The 16,233-nt window shown below is 65.0% G+C and carries 13 protein-coding genes; 5 read left to right on the top strand and 8 right to left on the bottom strand.

The window, feature by feature from the left end; genetic code table 11:
* Positions 1-6: 6 nt before the first annotated feature.
* From DCM80_RS18545 to DCM80_RS18535, 3 genes are read right to left on the bottom strand one after another with little or no spacing between them, the layout of a single operon-like run.
* On the bottom strand, positions 7-642 hold the full coding sequence (locus tag DCM80_RS18545) for a GNAT family N-acetyltransferase (RefSeq protein WP_257192993.1): 636 nt from the start codon (positions 640-642) through the stop codon (positions 7-9).
* Between the two features lie 23 nt (positions 643-665).
* The gene (locus DCM80_RS18540) at positions 666-1,316 is read right to left on the bottom strand and encodes a CoA transferase subunit B (RefSeq protein WP_257176773.1); all 651 of its coding nucleotides are present in this window, start codon (positions 1,314-1,316) and stop codon (positions 666-668) included.
* 18 nt (positions 1,317-1,334) lie between these two features.
* Entirely contained in the window at positions 1,335-2,042 is a 708-nt protein-coding gene (locus DCM80_RS18535; RefSeq protein WP_018317833.1) for a CoA transferase subunit A, read from the bottom strand.
* A gap of 287 nt (positions 2,043-2,329) precedes the next feature.
* Between DCM80_RS18535 and DCM80_RS18530 the strand changes: the two genes are divergently transcribed.
* The 4 genes from DCM80_RS18530 (at position 2,330) to DCM80_RS18515 (ending at position 7,631) form a co-directional block, all read left to right on the top strand.
* Positions 2,330-4,222, top strand: a complete 1,893-nt coding sequence (locus DCM80_RS18530) for an AsmA family protein (protein WP_257192990.1) — start codon at positions 2,330-2,332, stop codon at positions 4,220-4,222.
* Positions 4,223-4,430: 208 nt separating this feature from the next.
* Positions 4,431-5,816, top strand: coding sequence for an ABC transporter substrate-binding protein (locus DCM80_RS18525; RefSeq protein WP_028138352.1), 1,386 nt, complete (start codon positions 4,431-4,433; stop codon positions 5,814-5,816).
* 94 nt (positions 5,817-5,910) lie between these two features.
* Positions 5,911-6,783, top strand: coding sequence for a carbohydrate ABC transporter permease (locus tag DCM80_RS18520; protein WP_028138353.1), 873 nt, complete (start codon positions 5,911-5,913; stop codon positions 6,781-6,783).
* Positions 6,780-7,631, top strand: a complete 852-nt coding sequence (locus DCM80_RS18515) for a carbohydrate ABC transporter permease (RefSeq protein ID WP_257192989.1) — start codon at positions 6,780-6,782, stop codon at positions 7,629-7,631. The genes DCM80_RS18520 and DCM80_RS18515 overlap by 4 nt, the downstream gene beginning before the upstream one ends.
* A gap of 135 nt (positions 7,632-7,766) precedes the next feature.
* On the opposite strand, the gene DCM80_RS18510 is transcribed toward DCM80_RS18515, so the two are convergent.
* The 5 genes from DCM80_RS18510 to DCM80_RS18490 form a co-directional block, all read right to left on the bottom strand.
* Entirely contained in the window at positions 7,767-8,579 is an 813-nt protein-coding gene (locus tag DCM80_RS18510; protein WP_257192988.1) for an ABC transporter permease, read from the bottom strand.
* 4 nt (positions 8,580-8,583) lie between these two features.
* Positions 8,584-9,498 (bottom strand): ABC transporter permease, encoded by a 915-nt coding sequence (locus DCM80_RS18505; protein ID WP_257192987.1) that lies wholly within the window; start codon positions 9,496-9,498, stop codon positions 8,584-8,586.
* Entirely contained in the window at positions 9,495-10,664 is a 1,170-nt protein-coding gene (locus tag DCM80_RS18500; RefSeq protein WP_257192986.1) for an ABC transporter ATP-binding protein, read from the bottom strand. Before DCM80_RS18500 ends, DCM80_RS18505 begins: the two co-directional genes overlap by 4 nt.
* 61 nt (positions 10,665-10,725) lie before the next feature.
* A complete protein-coding gene (locus DCM80_RS18495; protein ID WP_257192985.1) occupies positions 10,726-12,195 on the bottom strand; it encodes a glycerol-3-phosphate dehydrogenase in 1,470 nt (489 codons plus the stop codon).
* Positions 12,196-12,231: 36 nt separating this feature from the next.
* Positions 12,232-14,916 carry an EAL domain-containing protein gene (locus tag DCM80_RS18490; RefSeq protein WP_257192984.1) on the bottom strand — a complete coding sequence of 895 codons (2,685 nt, stop codon included), beginning with the start codon at positions 14,914-14,916 and terminating at the stop codon, positions 12,232-12,234.
* A gap of 202 nt (positions 14,917-15,118) precedes the next feature.
* Between DCM80_RS18490 and DCM80_RS18485 the strand changes: the two genes are divergently transcribed.
* A complete protein-coding gene (locus DCM80_RS18485) occupies positions 15,119-16,222 on the top strand; it encodes an NAD(P)/FAD-dependent oxidoreductase (protein ID WP_257192982.1) in 1,104 nt (367 codons plus the stop codon).
* The last annotated feature ends 11 nt before the right edge of the window (positions 16,223-16,233 follow it).

Raw genomic sequence — 16,233 nt, 5'->3', positions numbered from 1 at the left:
GGACAATCAAATCGCTCGCGCGAACATGCGAAAGCCGGGAGCGCCGATGATCGCCTCGAACCCGGGATCGCGCTTCTCCTCCGCAAAGACAAAACCCGCCTTGGCATAGGCGCGCTCGGCGGGCTCGTTGCCGATCAGGAACGAGATCGTCGCCCGCCTAAAGCCAGCTGCCCGGCCCTTGTCCAGCGCATGCGCGATCAACGCCTGCACGAGGCCGCGGCCGCGATAGGCGGGATCGGTCGCGACGTATTCGATCATCCAATCGCCCTCGCCGCCCTGGACCCAGCAGGCGCGCGTATAGGCGGCGCGTCGGCGGATGGATTCCAGCTCCGGCGCCGCGAGCCCGATCGCGGCCGCGACTTCCTCGATCGCGCGCCAGGCCGCAGGCCCCGTGCCTGCTGCCGGGAAAGCACCGAGCGCCGCCGCCGGCCTGCCGTCGATCTCGGCGACCAGGAATTGCGAGATGTGCCACATCGACACCGCGTCCGCGACGACGATGCGCGCGATGAAGTCGCGACACCGCGCATCGGGCCAGCCGAGCGCGACGTCGAACCAGCCGCGCGACCGGTAGCCGCGCTGCGATGACAGGATGGTCTGGACGATGAATTGGGCGTCTTCGGGACGCGCCGACCTTATCGCCATGCGCGCCCTCTGCGACGGCGACCTTACGTGTTCTTCAGTGCCACACGGAATTCGGCTTCGGTCTTGGACTTGACCTCGTCGAGCGAAACGCCGTCGGCGAGCTCGATCAGCGCCATGCCGCCATTGCCATGCTTGTCGATGGTGAAGACGGCGAGATCCGTCACGACCATGTCGACCACGCGCTCGCCCGTCAGCGGCAGATTGCACTTTTTCAAGAGCTTCGGGCCGTCCTTGGCCGAATGCTCCATGACCACGATCACGCGCTTGACACCGGCGACGAGATCCATCGCGCCGCCCATGCCCTTGACCATCTTGCCGGGGATCATCCAGTTGGCGAGATCGCCGTTCTGGGCCACCTGCATGGCGCCAAGGATGGAGAGATCCATGTGGCCGCCGCGGATCATTCCGAAGGAATCGGCGCTCGAGAAATAGGAGGTCGAGGGCAGCTCGCTGACGGTCTGCTTGCCGGCGTTGATGAGATCGGGATCCTCTTCGCCCTCAAAGGGGAATGGACCCATGCCGAGCATGCCGTTCTCGCTCTGCAAGGAGACGTCCATGCCGTCGGGGATGTAGTTCGAGACCAGCGTCGGGATGCCGATGCCGAGATTGACGTAATAACCGTCGCGCAGTTCTTTCGCAGCGCGCGCGGCCATCTGTTCACGGGTCCAGGCCATGTGAGTCTCCTGATACGCCTAGGCGGCGGTGCGCGGGCGGGTGTTGCGGAATTCGATGCGTTTCTTGGCCGTGCCGACCTCGACGATGCGCTTCACGAAGATGCCGGGCGTGTGGATGTGGTCGGGATTCAGTTCACCGGCCGGAACCAGATGCTCGACCTCGGCCACCGTGATCTTGGCGGCGGTCGCCATCATCGGGTTAAAGTTGCGCGCGGTCTTGCGGTAGATGAGGTTGCCGGCGGTGTCGCCCTTCCAGGCATGCACGATGGCGAGGTCGGCGAACAGCCCGCGTTCCATCAGATACTTCTCGCCGTCGAATTCCTTCACTTCCTTGCCTTCGGCGATCAGCGTGCCGACGCCGGTCTTGGTGTAGAAGGCCGGAATGCCGGCGCCGCCGGCGCGGATGCGCTCGGCCAGCGTGCCCTGCGGATTGAATTCGAGTTCCAGCTCGCCGGCGAGGAATTGCTGGGCGAACAGCTTGTTCTCGCCGACATAGGACGAGATCATCTTCTTGATCTGCCGCGTTTCCAACAGGCGGCTGAGCCCGATGCCGTCGACGCCTGCATTGTTGGAGACCACCGTCAGGCCCTTGACGCCGGACTCGCGGATCGCATCCGACAGCTCCTCGGCGATGCCGCAGAGGCCGAAACCTCCCGACATGATCATCATGTTGTCTTTTAAGATGCCTGACAGAGCCGACTTGGCGTCGGGATAGACCTTGTTCATGCAAATGACCTTCGACTGAACCTTCGGTTTGGAGGCGTCGCGCCGTATTGGCGGCGATTATTAGGCGAAATCCTCCAAAGCCGTCAATGATACGGGGTTCTCCGCACCTCGCCCGGGTGATAGAAGCTGCCCAGGCCGTGGGCAGAACCGTCCACGGCCTTGAAAGCGACAAGAAAACCCATCAAGTTGCGGGACTTAACATCATAGGGCTTGGGCGTGGCCACGCAGGTTTTCCGACCCGCCCTTCCGGCTCCAACGACCAACCCGATCAGGACACGCCATTGACCATGGCCCAAGGAATGAAGCGCCTCGGGACGCCGATCGCGGCGCTGCTCGGCGTGGCGCTGATCGCCCTGATCGCGACCTCCTGGCTCATCAACCGCGACGCGCTGCGCAAGGCGGTCGAAGCGCAGATCCGCGACGTCACCGGGCTCGAGCTCAGCGTCGCAGGCAGCATCGACATCTCGCTGCTGCCGGCGAGCTACATCTCCTTCCGCGACGTCGGCCTGAAGGGCGGCGGCACCACCGATTCCGCGCTCCATGTCGACGTGCTCACCGCCAATCTGCGGCTGCTACCGCTCCTGCTGCAGCGGTTCGAGATCGCCGACCTGATGCTGCTGCGGCCGCGCATCCATGTCAGCCTGAAGCCGGACGGTGAGAGCAACTGGACGCCGTTCATCCAGACCATCGCGCGCACCATGAAGCCCGGGGCCGAGAATCAGGTCTCGTTCTCCGAAATCCGGATCCAGGATGGCGTGCTCGACTACGAGGACGCAGCCACCCACGCCACCGAGCGGCTCGGCGACATCGACCTATCGCTGGCCTGGCCCTCGATCTCGCGCTCCTTCGCCGCGACGGGACAGTTCGACTGGCGCGGCGAGCGTGTCGACGGCTCGATCAGCTTTTCCGATTTCGTCGCCGCCCTCTCCGGCGATCGCTCGGGGTTGAAGGCGCGGATCGCCAGCGCGCCGCTCAAGCTCGCCTTCGACGGCAGCGTCGCCAACCGCACCAGCCCGATGATGGAGGGCACGCTGACGATCGACAGCCCCTCCTTGCGCAACGCGCTGCGCTGGACCGGGCAGCCGCAGCCCGCCAGCGGCGGCTTCGGCCGTTTCGCGCTGAAGGCGCGCGCCAATGTCGTCGGCCCGTCGATCGCGCTCACCAATGTCAATGTCGAGCTCGACGGCAACGCCGCCGAGGGCGTCATGACCTACGCCAATAACGGCCGGCAGACGCTGCAGGCGACGCTTGCCGCCGACGCGCTCGACTTCACGCCCTATATCTCGACCTTCCGCCTGCTCGCGAGCGGGGCGCGCGACTGGAACAGGCAGCTGTTCGATCTCCAGGGATTGTCGACCACCGACCTCGACATGCGCCTGTCGGCGGCCAAGCTGACGGTCGGGCCAACCAAGCTCGGCCGCACCGCGATCGGTGCCAATCTGCGCAACGGCACGCTGGCGCTCTCGGTCGGCGAGGCCCAGGTCTATGGCGGCATCGCCAAGGGCTCGTTCGGCATCGCACGCTCCGACACGGTCGCCGACATCAAGGCGCAGTTCCAGTTCACCGACGTCGATCTTCAGGCCTGCGCCACCGAATTGTTCGGCCTCAACAAGCTGTCCGGACGCGGCAACATCAACGTGTCGCTGTTCGCCTCTGGCTCGAGCCCGTTCGGCCTCGTGCAGTCGCTCGACGGCAGCGCCACCGTCACCGGGCATGACGGCGCGATCTCGGGCTTCAACGCCGAGCAGCTCCTGAAGCGCCTGGAGCGGCGGCCGCTCTCGGGCGGCGGCAATTTCCGCAACGGTTCGACGCCGTACAACAATCTCACCATCGCGGTGAAATTCTCCGACGGGATCGCCACCGCGGAGGACATCCGCATCGAAGGGCCGGCGGCGAAGATCACGCTGACCGGCACCGCCTCGGTGCCGACGCGCGAATACGACATGAAGGGCGTGGCGAGCCTCAATACGGCGTCCGGCTTTCAATTGCCCTTCATGGTGCAGGGCCCGTGGGACGATCCGCTGATTTTCCCCGACCCTGAAAGCCTGATCCGGCAGTCGCCCGCGGCCTCGCCCTTCCTCGATCTGTTGAAGCAGCGCATCACCGGGGGCGGCAAGCGCCCCGCACAGGACGGATCGCCGACGGCGGAGAATGCCAAGGAGAATGCGAAGTCCAACTGAGGATCGCGCGATTCTCTGCCGCTGCCCGGACTTCGCGAATTGATCGGGGCGAATTGATGCGGCGATTGGATCGATGCGCGCGCTAAGCATCGCCACAGACCGACACCCGCGACCTAGGTCTGACAACATGCTGCGTTGATTGCGCTACCATCATGCGCTAGTGTTTTTTCGACCGGTTAAAAACACCGGCCGTTTGAGGGAGAAAAACGTGAAATCCAAGGTTATTGGCGCAGTATCACTGGCGGTCGCTGCGGCCGGGCTGTTTGCAGCCGCTGCACCCGCATTTGCGCAGCAGAAGACGATCACGGTCTGGTGGGGCAAGGGCTTCTATCGCTCCGAAGACGACGCGCTGATCGAGACGATCAAGAAGTTCGAAGCCAAGACCGGCATCAAGGTCGAGCTGTCGCAATACGCGATCCAGGACATGATTCCGAAGACGGTCGCCGCGCTCGATGCCGGCACCGTGCCCGATGTCGCCTATTCCGATTCCTATGACGTCCAGGCCCAGGGCAAATGGGCCTATGAGGGCAAGCTCGAGGATCTCTCCGACGTCATGGAGCCGATCAAGGGCCGGTTCGTGCAGAACACGCTGGATGCCTCGATCCTCTACAACGACGTCGCCAAGAAGAAGGCCTATTACGGCTTTCCGCTGAAGCAGCAGAGCATGCACGTCCAGATCTGGAACGACATGCTGGAGAAGGCCGGCTTCAAGCTGGCCGATATCCCGAACGACTGGACGGGGTATTGGACGTTCTGGTGCGACAAGGTGCAGCCGGCGATCCGCAAGGCCACGGGCCAGCGCCTCTATGCCGTCGGACAGCCGATGGGCGTGGAATCGACCGATTCCTTCCAGTCGTTCTACACCTTCATGGACGCCTATCATGTCAAGCTGGTCGACGACGACGGCAAGCTCACGGTCGACGATCCCAAGGTTCGCGAGAACCTGATCAAGGCGATGAAGGATTACACCGACACCTACATCAAGGGCTGCACGCCGCCGTCCTCCACGACCTGGAAGGATCCCGACAACAACGTCGCCTTCCATAACAAGACCATCGTGATGACCCACAACTTCACGATCTCGATCGCGGCGAAGTGGTTCGAGGACTCGCAGAACCAGGCGCTCACTCAGGAACAGCGCGACGCCGGCAAGAAGGCCTACGAGCAGGACATCATCACGGCGTCCTTCCCCAAGGCGCCGGATGGTTCGACCATCAAGTACCGCTCCGACGTCAAGACCGGACTGGTGTTCACCGCGGCCAAGAACAAGGCCGAGGCCAAGCAGTTCATCAGCTTCCTGCTCCAGGAAGAGAACGTCCGTCCCTACATCGAGGGCGCGCTCGGCCGCTGGTTCCCGGTGACCAAGGAAAGCCAGGAAAGCCCGTTCTGGCAGGCCGACAAGCACCGCAAGGCCGTCTACACGCAGTTCAAGGGCGGCACCTCTCAGTTCGACTTCACCAAGAACTGGAAGTTCACGATTCTCAACAACGAGAACATCTGGGCCAAGGCGATGAATCGCGTCGTCAGCGAGAAGGTTCCGGTCGAGAAGGCCGTCGACGAGATGATCGCCCGCATCAAGCAGGTCGCGGGTTGATGTCATCCTCACCTCTCCCCGCGTTGCGGGAAGAGGTGTAAGAACAACACCGGCCGCGTTTCGCGGCCGGCTTCTCTTTGATGAGTCCTGAAGAATGGCGATCACCCTCTCTGGCGATCAGGCTATGCCCGGCCCGCCCCTGTCGTCGCGGCTGACCCCGGCGCAGGTCTGGGGCATCGTGCTGCTCGCGCCCTATCTGCTCGTTTTCCTCGCTTTCGTCGTCTATCCCGTCTGCTACGGGCTGTGGCTGGCGCGCGCGCCGGAAAATTACGTCGCGCTCTACAACGACCCGATTTTCGCGCGCGCCGCGATCAACACGCTGATCTTCCTGGTCATCGGCATCAACATCAAGATGCTGATCGCGCTGTTCCTGTCCGGCTTCTTCGTGCAGCAGCGCACCTGGATCAAATGGCTGTCGGTGATCTTCATCCTGCCGTGGGCGGTGCCGTCGATCCCGACCATCCTGTCGGTGCGCTTCATGCTCAATCCCGAATGGGGCATGATCAACCACTACATCTTCTCCCTCACCGGCGATGACGGCCCGAACTGGCTGAACGATCCGACCGTGGCGCTCAGCATGGCGATCGCCGTGCACATCTGGAAGTCGCTGCCGTTCTGGACGCTGATCCTGATCACCGGGCGCCTTGCGATCTCGCACGATCTGTTCGAGGCCGCCGAGGTCGACGGTGCGAGCTGGTGGCAGAAGTTCCGCTACATCACCTGGCCGTCGATGCAGACGCTCTACGTCACCTGCACGCTGCTCTCGATGATCTGGACGCTCGGCGACTTCAACAGCGTCTATCTGCTCACCGGCGGCGGCCCGGCAGATCTCACGCACGTGCTGGCGACGCTCGGCATCCGCTATCTCCGCCTCGACCAGCTCTCGCTGGCGATGGCATCCATCGTCTGCGCGATGCCGTTCGTCCTGCCGCTCGTGTACTTCATGATGAAACGGTTGTCGCGATGAAGCTCCCCTCTCTCCGTGATGTCGCGACCGAAGCGCGGCTGCTGCTGATCGGCATTCCCGTCTTCCTGTGGACGATGATCCCGATCTATCACATGTTCCTGTTCGCGATCTCCCCGAAGGAGGACGCGTTCTCGGGCAAGCTGTGGCCGGATCATCCGACGCTGCACAACTTTCAGATCGTGTTCAAGCAGCAGCATTACTTCCTGCGCGACTTCTACATCCAGTTCTGGAATTCGACCGTGATCGCCGTCTCCGTCGGCGTGCTGACGCTGTTCATCGCGACATCCGCAGCGTTCGCGATCTCGCGATTGAAGGTGCCGGGCGGACGCACCGTGCTGAACCTTGCGCTGTTCACCTATTTCATTCCCGCGGCGTTCCTCGCCGTGCCGATGTACCGGACCATGGGCAATTACGGCCTGCTCAACAATCACTGGTCGCTGATTCTGGCGATGGTGACGATCGCCTCGCCCTACGCGATCTGGGTGCTGAAGCAGGCCTCGGACAAGCTGCCGGTCGAGCTGGACGAGGCCGCCGTAATGGACGGCGCGACGACGCTGCAGATCTTCCGCCTGGTCTATTTGCCGCTGATGATGCCCTCGCTGGTCGCGATCGGCACCTATGCGGTGCTGCTGGCCTGGAACGAATATCTCTACGCGTTCCTGCTGCTCTCCAACGACCGCGAGATCACCCTCCCCGTCGCGCTCGGCAACTTCCTCGCCGCCGACGATTCGCCATGGGAGCTGCTGATGACCACCGGCTTCATCTATGCACTGCCGCCGGCCGCGGTCTATTACGCCTTCCGCCGCTACATGGTGGGCGGGCTCACCGCGGGGGCGGTGAAGTCGTAGACTTTTCCTTCGTCATTGCGAGCGCAGCGACTTGTCCGCCGAAGCCTTTGGCGAAGGCGGAGGCAATCCGGACTATTTCCGCAGAGACAGACTGGATTGCTTCGTCGCAAGAGCTCCTCGCAATGATAGCAGAGGCTACAGCGGCGCTGCGCTCTCGCCCTGCGAGCTCGACAGTTTCGAGGCGAGCGAGGCGAGCACGATGACGACCGCGATCAGGGCGATCACCAGCGTGCAGATCGCGTTGATCTCCGGCTTCACACCCAGCCGCACTTCGGAGTAGATCCGGATCGGCAGCGTCGCCGAGCCGGGACCGGTGGTGAAGCTCGCGATGACGAGATCGTCCAGCGACAGCGTGAAGGCGAGCATCCAGCCGGCGACGATCGAGGGCGCGATCAGCGGCAGCGTGACGGCCACGAACGCGCGGACCGGGTCGCAGCCGAGGTCCATCGCCGCCTCCTCCAGCGAACGATCGAGCGAGCCGAGGCGGGATTGCACCACCACGGCGACGAAGCACATCGTCAGCGTGGTATGGGCGATCGTCACGGTCCAGAAACCGCGCTCGGCGTTGAGCGCCACGAACAGCAGCAGCAGCGACAATCCCGTGATCACCTCGGGCATCACCAGCGGCGCGTAGAGCATGCCGGAGAACAGCGTGCGGCCGCGAAACCGCTCGCCGCGCGACAGCGCGACCGCGGCGAGCGTGCCGAGCAGGGTGGCGATGGTGGCGGAGGAGACCGCGACCCGCAGGCTCATCCAGGCCGCCTCGATCATGGCGCGGTCATTGAAGAACTCGTGATACCAGCGCAGCGACCAGCCGCCCCAGACGGTCACCAGGCGCGAGGCGTTGAAGGAATAGATGACGAGGATGAGGATCGGCAGATAAAGGAACGCGAGCCCCAGCGCGAGCGAGACGATGTTGAAGCGGGAGAGACGGGAGAGCTTGCGCATGGTCTCAGCGCCCTTGTTCCAGCTGCCGCTTCTGCAGCCGCTCATACAGCAACAGCGGCACCAGGAGCACGGCCAGCAGCACGATGGCCGCAGCAGAGGCGACCGGCCAGTCCTTGTTGGTGAAGAATTCGAGCCACAGGGTCTGGCCGATCATCAGTGAATTGGAGCCGGCCAGAAGGTCCGGGATGACGAACTCCCCGACGATGGGAATGAAGCACAAAAGCACACCGGCACCGACGCCGGGCAGCGACAACGGGAAGGTGACGAGCCAGAACACCTGCCAGGGCGGCGCACCGAGATCGCTGGCCGCCTCCTCCAGCGCCGGCTCCATCTTGGCGAGCGTGGCGTAGAGCGGCAGGATCATGAACGGCAAATAGGAATAGACGATGCCGATATACATCGCGCTGTCGGTGGAGAGCCAGACCACGGGCTGGCTGACCAGGTGCAGCGCCAGCAGGATCTGGTTGAGCAGGCCGTCATGTTGGAGGATGTTGATCCAGGCATAGATGCGGATCAGGAACGAGGTCCAGAACGGCACGATCACCAGCACCATCGCCACCGCCTGCCAGCGCTTCGGCAGCCGCGCCATGCCATAGGCGATGGGATAGCCGATCAGGAGCAACAGTGCGGTCGCCGTCACCGCAACGGTGAGGCTGCGCACATAGGCGAACAGGTAGATGTCGTCGGAGGCGAGCAGCCTGAAATTGTCGATCGAGAGCGCAGCGAACGCAGCCCTGAGCTCATCCCACCCGGCCGTGAGGTCGAACACCGGCTCGTAGGGCGGCTGCGCGATCGCCGTCTGCGACAGGCTGATCTTCAGCACAAAGGCGAACGGCACCAGGAAGAACAGCACCATCCAGACATAGGGAGCGATCGCGGCGAAACGCGCCGGCCTCGCGAAGATGCGGCGGGCGCTCATGATTGCAGCACCACGCAATCGTCGGGCGTGAACCAGGCGACGACATGCTGGTTCAGGCTGTAGGCATCGACGTCGGTGCGCGCACTGTTGGCGACGGACGCCTGCACCGTTCCGCCGGTGTCGAGCTTCACCTTGTAGGTGGTGGTGCCGCCGAGATAGCAGATGTCGGCGATCACGCCGTCGAGCCGGTTGATCGCCGTCTCACGTCCGGCCTCGGCTACCGGGCCATGCCGCGACAGCTTGACCTTCTCGGGGCGGACCGCCACCGCCAATTTACCCGCGCCGACCGGCTCGCGCGGCTCGGCCACCACCAGCGCTCCCGCATCGCGCGTGCCGATGACCAGACGATGACCGTCGCGCAATTTGGACTCGCCGTCGAACAGATTGACGTCGCCGACGAACTCCGCGATCCAGCGCGAGCGCGGCGCCTCGTAGAGCTCGCGCGGGCTCGCGACCTGAACGAGCTTTCCGGCGTTCATCACGCCGATTCTATCAGCCATCGTCATCGCCTCCTCCTGGTCGTGGGTGACGATGATGAAGGTCATGCCGAGCCGGCGCTGCAGCTCCATCAGCTCGCCTTGCGTGCTCTCCCGCAGCTTCTTGTCGAGCGCCGCGAGCGGCTCGTCGAGCAGCAGCAATTGCGGGCGGCGCGCCAGCGCGCGCGCGAGCGCGACGCGCTGGCGCTGGCCGCCCGAGAGCTGGTCGGGCTTGCGCTTCTCGAGCCCTTCGAGCTTCACCAGTGCGACCATCTCGGCCACACGGGTGGCGATGTCCGCACGCGCCATGCCGGCGCGCTTCAGGCCGAAGGCGATGTTGTCGCGCACCGACAAATGCGGAAACAGCGCGTAATTCTGGAACATCATGTTGATCGGCCGCTCATGCGGCAACGCCTGCGCGATGTCCTGACCCCCGAGCAGGATGCGGCCCTCGTCCGGCGCCTCGAAGCCCGCGAGCATGCGCAGCAGCGTGGTCTTGCCGCAACCGCTTGGGCCCAGCAGCGCGAAGAACTCCCCGGCCTTGATATCGAGCGAGACGCCGTCAACGGCGCGGAACGTCCCAAATGTCTTGGCGACGGCCTCGATGCGCAGCAACGGCTGTCCGGCTGCGGCCGCGTCTCCATCGGCAGCACCTGTCGCGGCGTGCGTTTTCGGCAATTCGTCCGTCATGTTTCCTGCAAACCCCGATTCCGCCGCACGCTAGCGGCCGATCGGCTTTTGCTCAACCGGGTCACGGTGGATCGTTCACACCCGCCATAAATGCGGCCAGCGCCTCAAGATCCGCGGCCGGCATGGTGAGGCCGAGCTTGGAGCGGCGCCACAGCACATCATCCGGAAAGCGCGCCCATTCGCGGGTCATGAGATGGCGCACCTCGGCCCCGGTCAGTTCGGAACCGAAGGCGGGCCCGAGCTCGCCGCGGGTCTTGGCCTCCCCCAGCACGGCGGCCAAGCGCGAGCCATAGGCGGCGACCAGGCGCTGCGCCTGCGCTTCGGAGAGAAAGCGCCAGCGCTCGCGCGCAAGATCGACTTCGGTGTCGAAACGATCCCAGCCGAAATCGCCGCCGGGCAGCGCCGCGCCTGCAGTCCAGGGCGGCGACATCGGATAGAACGGCGTCAGCTTCGTCACCGCCCGCTCGGCGCGCAGGCGCGAGGTGGTGACGTCGCCGCCGAACATCGTGATCAGCGGCGCCTTGCGCCGGCGCGCGTGGAACAAGGTCGTGCCGTCACCTCGCGGTGCGGACGCCGGCTTCAGATTGACGCCGGAGACCGCCCGGACCACGTCGGCCGGGGCGATGCGCTCGCGGAAATAGCGGCTGGCCGCCTCGCAGAGATAGCTGACATCGGCCCCTCGCATCGCGACGATGGCGGGATCGCCGGTGAACTCGTTCGTGACGGTGCCGATCAGCGTGAACTCCCGCTCGAAAGGAGAGGCGAAGATCAGGCGTCCGTCGCTGTTCTGGAAGACGTAGACGTTGTCGGAATCGAACAGCCGGGGCACGATGATCTGGCTCATCTGCATGGGCACTGCGGCAGGTTGCGGCTGGCGCAGCACGGTATCCGCGACCATCGCCGCCCACGCCCCGGTGGTGTCGGCCAGCGCCCGGGCCGTGATCGTGCGGCGATGGCCGCGATCGACCACCGCGAGCCGCCAGATGTCCGTTCTATCGGCCCGCACGCAGCGCGCGCCGGTGCGGATCGCAGCGCCGCGTTCGGCCGCATCCAGCGCCGTGAGCACCACCAGGCGGGAATCGTCGACGACGCAGTCCGAATATTCGAAGGCCGTGCCGAACGGGCGCTTCAGCGCGTTGCCGACCGGATGATGCGTGATGTCGATGGTGGCTGATGGCGGCAGGCCGCCGCGGTTCGTGAGCACGTCGTAAACATACAGGCCGGCCCGCAGCAGCCAGGGCGGACGCTCGTCGGAGTGCGCGGGGATCACGAAGCGCATCGGCCGGACCAGATGCGGCGCGATGGCGAGCCAGACCCGGCGCTCGGCAAGCGCCCGGCGCACCCGCCAGAACCCGCGCCGCTCCAACACCGACAGATCGCCGTGGATCAGCCGCGGTGTCGCGGAGGACGCCGCGCCGCCGAGATCGCCCTGCTCGAACAGGACGACCCGCAGACCGCGGCCGGCCGCATCGCGCGCGAGGCTGACACCGTTCAGACCGCCGCCGATGATCGCAAGGTCGTAATCCGCCATGGGGCCGTCGAGAAGGAGCGAAGCGCCCCATCATCTCTAGCCGGTCTTGAGCGCAAGCTCCATGACCTCGGCGCGGCCGACGAGGCCGGCATATTTGCCGATCGGCAACGGCTTGCCGAGCAGATAGCCTTGCACGCCGTCGCAGCCCTCCTTGGCGAGGAAGGCGAGCTGCTCGATCGTCTCGACGCCCTCGGCGATGATCGACATGTCGAGGCCGTGGCCGAGATCGATCACGGCACGGACGATCGCCGCCGATTGCGGATTGCGGCCGAGATTGACGATGAAGGCGCGGTCGATCTTGATCTTGTCGAACGGGAACGCCTGGAGGTAGCTCAGCGAGGAATATCCGCTGCCGAAATCGTCCATGGAGATGCGGACGCCGAGCGCCTTGAGGCGTCGCAGCAGCGCGAGGCCCCGGTCGAAATCCTCGATCAGCACGCCCTCGGTGATCTCAAGCTCGAGCCGGCCGGGCGCAAGGCCGGTCTCGAGCAGGATCGAATGGACGAGGCCGACCACGTCGCCGTGCATGAACTGCGCCGGCGACAGATTGACCGCGACCTGAAGCGGTTTCGGCCAGGACGCCGCCTCGCGGCAAGTCTCGCGCAGGATCCACTCGCCCATTTCGACGATCAGGCCGCTTTCCTCCGCGATCGGGATGAATTCGGCCGGCGAGACCTGGCCGCGCACCGGATGCTGCCAGCGCGCCAGTGCCTCGAAGCCGATGATCTCGCTCTCGGCGACGCTGTCACCCGCGGCCCCCTGCGGCTGGAAGGCAAGCGAGAGCTCGCCGTTCTTGATCGCCATCGACAGGTCCTGGTGCAGCACGCGCCGATCGCGGATCTGCTGGTCCATCTCCGGCTGGTAGAGGCTGATCGTGCCGCGGGACTTCTGCTTGGCGCGGAACAGCGCCGCACCGGCATTGGCGAGCAGCGAAGCGCCGTCGGTGCCATTGCGCGGGAAGACCGCCATGCCGGTGGTGGCGCCGGCGCGGACCGCCCGGCCGTCGATCTGGAATTCCTTCGCGACGGCCTCGCCGAGGTGCTGCGCCAGCGCAAGGCCGGAATCCGGCTGCTTGCCGTCGATGATGAGGCCGAATTCATCGCCGGACAGGCGCGCGACCACGCCGCCGCGGGCGGAGTCCTGAAGCCGCTGGGCCACCTCGATCAGGAGCTTGTCGCCGAGTGCGTGGCCGAAGACGTCGTTGACCTCCTTGAGGCCGTCGAGGTCGACGCAGAGGACGGCGAACTCCTCGTCGGTGCCTTCGCAGGCCTCGATCATCTGGGTCAACGCCTGAAGGAAGGCCGCACGGTTCGGCAGGTCGGTGAGGCCGTCGTGATAGGCCATGTGGGCCATGCGCGACTCGGTCTGCCGGCGGTCGGTGACGTCCTCGTGGGTCTTGATCAGATATTGCGGCTCGCCGGCCTCGCCGAGCACGGTGGCGCGGCGGGTCAGGAACAGCCGCAGGCCGTCCTTGGTGGAGATCGGATGCTCCTCGGTGATCATCCCGCGTTTCTTGATCGCGGCCTCGTCGCGCGCGATGATCAGCTTGGCTTCCTTGGGGTTGAAGATGTCGGACGCCGTCAGGCCCGTGGCTTCCTCGCGCCGGCGATTGAGGATCGTCTCCGCGCTGCGGTTGGCGAGCAGATAGCGGCCGTCCTTGACCTGCTCGACGATCAGGGCCACCGGGATGTTGTCGACCACCAGCTCGAGGAACTTCTTGGTGCTCTCCAGCTCCTTCGACAGCGAGCGGCGGTCGGTGATGTCCTCGAACACCAGCATCAGGAATTCGGGCTTGTTGCTCTCGTTGCGGACCACGATCCGGACCGAGGCGACCATGCGCCGCTCGCCGCCGCGATCGACCTCGAATTCGTTGCGGAATTGGCCGTCCGGCGAATTGAGCGCCGCCCGGTCGGTCGCCTCGATGCTGTCAGCCGAGGCCGATGCGAACAGCTCGCGCGCATTCTTGCCGACGACATGATCGCGCGAGAAGCCCCAGAACCGCTCATAGGCGCTGTTGGCGAAGATGTAGCGGCCGTCCTCGATGTTCTTGGCGGCCACGCAGGCCGGCACGTTGTCCAGCACCGTTTCGAGGAACTGCTTGGTCGAGGCGAGCTGTCGCGACAGCCTGCGCTGCTCGCTGACGTCGAGATGCGTCGCCACCGAGCCGCCGTTCGGCAGCACGAAATATTTCACCAGGATGGCCCGTCCGTCCGGTAGCTCGGTGATCAGACCGTTGGTGCTTGCCGCCTTGTCGTAGAACTCGTCGTCGGAAACGCCGAGCACCCCGCGCTTGCGGCGCAGCTCAAGGAGCTCGTAGCCGTTCATGTTGGCCCAGACATCCGACCGCGTCAGGCCGTAGATCTCGAGATAGCGGTCGTTGCAAAAGATGATGCGCCGCTGCGCATCCGTCATCACCACGCCCTGATTGAGATTGTTCATGGCGGAGGAGACGAAGGCGTTGCGCCGCAACTGCAAACGCCTGGTCCGGCGCAGCGAGGAATGGATCCACAGCGCGATCGCAGCGAGGAACGCGCAGACGACAATGCCCGCGATCAGGACTTCCCAGACCACGTTGGGATCCAGCTGGCCGAGATAGCTCGGCGCGGCAAAATTGTCCGACAGCGCAAAGGCGCGCGCGGGCGCAACCGTGCCGGCGAGGCACACAACGGCCTGCACAGCAATCGGAAGCGTGCTGCCCTCGTGCCAGTTCTTCTCAGCCATCAGCCACCCGCGATTTCAACGTCGGATTGTCTGGCCTCACGGGTTTGGATCGGGTAAACGCCTGTACGCACAACAGAAAAATGTGACGTGAAATACGGCAATTGCCCTGACATGATAAATTCTTCCTTAACGGAAAACGCCCCCGCGCCGTTCTTTCCAGGTCTGATGCGACCGGCGCTCCCAACGGACATGCTGCACAACCATGGATAGGGTCGATTGCGTCGTCATCGGAGCCGGCGTGGTCGGGCTCGCGGTGGCCCGAAGGCTCGCGCAGGCCGGGCACGAGGTGATCGTGCTCGAGGAGGCCGAGGCGATCGGCACCATCACCTCCTCGCGCAACAGTGAGGTGATCCATGCCGGCATCTATTACCGCGCCGGGAGCTGGATGGCGCGCATGTGCGTCGCCGGCAAGCACGCGCTCTACCGCTACTGCGCCGAGCGCGGCATCCCGCACAGGAATTGCGGCAAGCTGATCGTCGCAACCAACCCGCAGGAGACCGCGAAGCTGCAATCGATCAAGGCGCATGCCGAGGCCAATGGCGTGCTCGACATGCAGCTGCTCTCGGGGGAGGCCGCACGCGCGCTGGAGCCGGCGCTAGCCTGTGACGCCGCGCTGCTGTCGCCGTCGACGGGCATCATCGACAGCCACGCCTACATGCTGTCACTGCGAGGCGAAGCCGAGGACGCCGGCGCCGCCTTCGCGTTTCACACCCCGCTGATCCGCGCCAAGGCGGCTGGTGGCATCATCGAGATCGAGGCCGGCGGCGAGGCGCCGATGACGCTGCAATGCAGCCTGCTCGTCAATGCCGCCGGGCTGTCGGCGACGAATGTGGCGCGCAATATCGACGGCATGCCGCTGGACCGCATTCCTCCGGCCTATCTCGCCAAGGGAAACTACTTCAGCTGCAACGCCAAGGCGCCGTTCTCGCGCCTGATCTACCCGGTGCCCGAACCCGGCGGTTTGGGGGTGCACCTGACGCTGGACATGGCCGGCCAGGCGCGGTTCGGGCCTGATGTCGAATGGATCGAGACGATCGATTACGAGGTCGATCCGTCACGCGCCGAGCGCTTCTATCCGGCGATCCGCAGATATTGGCCGACGCTGCCCGACGGCGCGCTGATGCCGAGCTATTCAGGCATCCGGCCGAAGATCGTCCCGCCCGCGGTGGCCACGCAGGACTTCCTGATGCAGGGACCGCGCGACCACGGCGTCGCAGGCCTTGTGAATTTGTTCGGGATCGAGTCGCCTGGACTGACGTCGTCGCTCGCGATCGCAGATCACGTCGCCGAGCTCGCAGAGGTCTAGAGCGCAGGCAA

Origin of the sequence: Bradyrhizobium sp. WBOS08, from assembly GCF_024585125.1 — a bacterium.
Lineage (GTDB): Bacteria > Pseudomonadota > Alphaproteobacteria > Rhizobiales > Xanthobacteraceae > Bradyrhizobium > Bradyrhizobium japonicum_B.
Note: the sequence above shows the minus strand (reverse complement) of the source record. Positions and strands in the feature narration are given on the sequence as shown.

Excerpts from the sequence above, each read along its gene's own strand:
- DCM80_RS18505 (WP_257192987.1), bottom strand. The coding sequence starts at position 9,498 with ATGAGCGCCCGCCGCATCTTCGCGAGGCCGGCGCGTTTCGCCGCGATC.
- DCM80_RS18545 (WP_257192993.1), bottom strand. The coding sequence starts at position 642 with ATGGCGATAAGGTCGGCGCGTCCCGAAGACGCCCAATTCATCGTCCAG.
- DCM80_RS18495 (WP_257192985.1), bottom strand. The coding sequence starts at position 12,195 with ATGGCGGATTACGACCTTGCGATCATCGGCGGCGGTCTGAACGGTGTC.
- DCM80_RS18530 (WP_257192990.1), top strand. The coding sequence starts at position 2,330 with ATGGCCCAAGGAATGAAGCGCCTCGGGACGCCGATCGCGGCGCTGCTC.
- DCM80_RS18500 (WP_257192986.1), bottom strand. The coding sequence starts at position 10,664 with ATGACGGACGAATTGCCGAAAACGCACGCCGCGACAGGTGCTGCCGAT.
- DCM80_RS18485 (WP_257192982.1), top strand. The coding sequence starts at position 15,119 with ATGGATAGGGTCGATTGCGTCGTCATCGGAGCCGGCGTGGTCGGGCTC.
- DCM80_RS18515 (WP_257192989.1), top strand. The coding sequence starts at position 6,780 with ATGAAGCTCCCCTCTCTCCGTGATGTCGCGACCGAAGCGCGGCTGCTG.
- DCM80_RS18510 (WP_257192988.1), bottom strand. The coding sequence starts at position 8,579 with ATGCGCAAGCTCTCCCGTCTCTCCCGCTTCAACATCGTCTCGCTCGCG.
- DCM80_RS18540 (WP_257176773.1), bottom strand. The coding sequence starts at position 1,316 with ATGGCCTGGACCCGTGAACAGATGGCCGCGCGCGCTGCGAAAGAACTG.
- DCM80_RS18535 (WP_018317833.1), bottom strand. The coding sequence starts at position 2,042 with ATGAACAAGGTCTATCCCGACGCCAAGTCGGCTCTGTCAGGCATCTTA.
- DCM80_RS18490 (WP_257192984.1), bottom strand. The coding sequence starts at position 14,916 with ATGGCTGAGAAGAACTGGCACGAGGGCAGCACGCTTCCGATTGCTGTG.
- DCM80_RS18520 (WP_028138353.1), top strand. The coding sequence starts at position 5,911 with ATGGCGATCACCCTCTCTGGCGATCAGGCTATGCCCGGCCCGCCCCTG.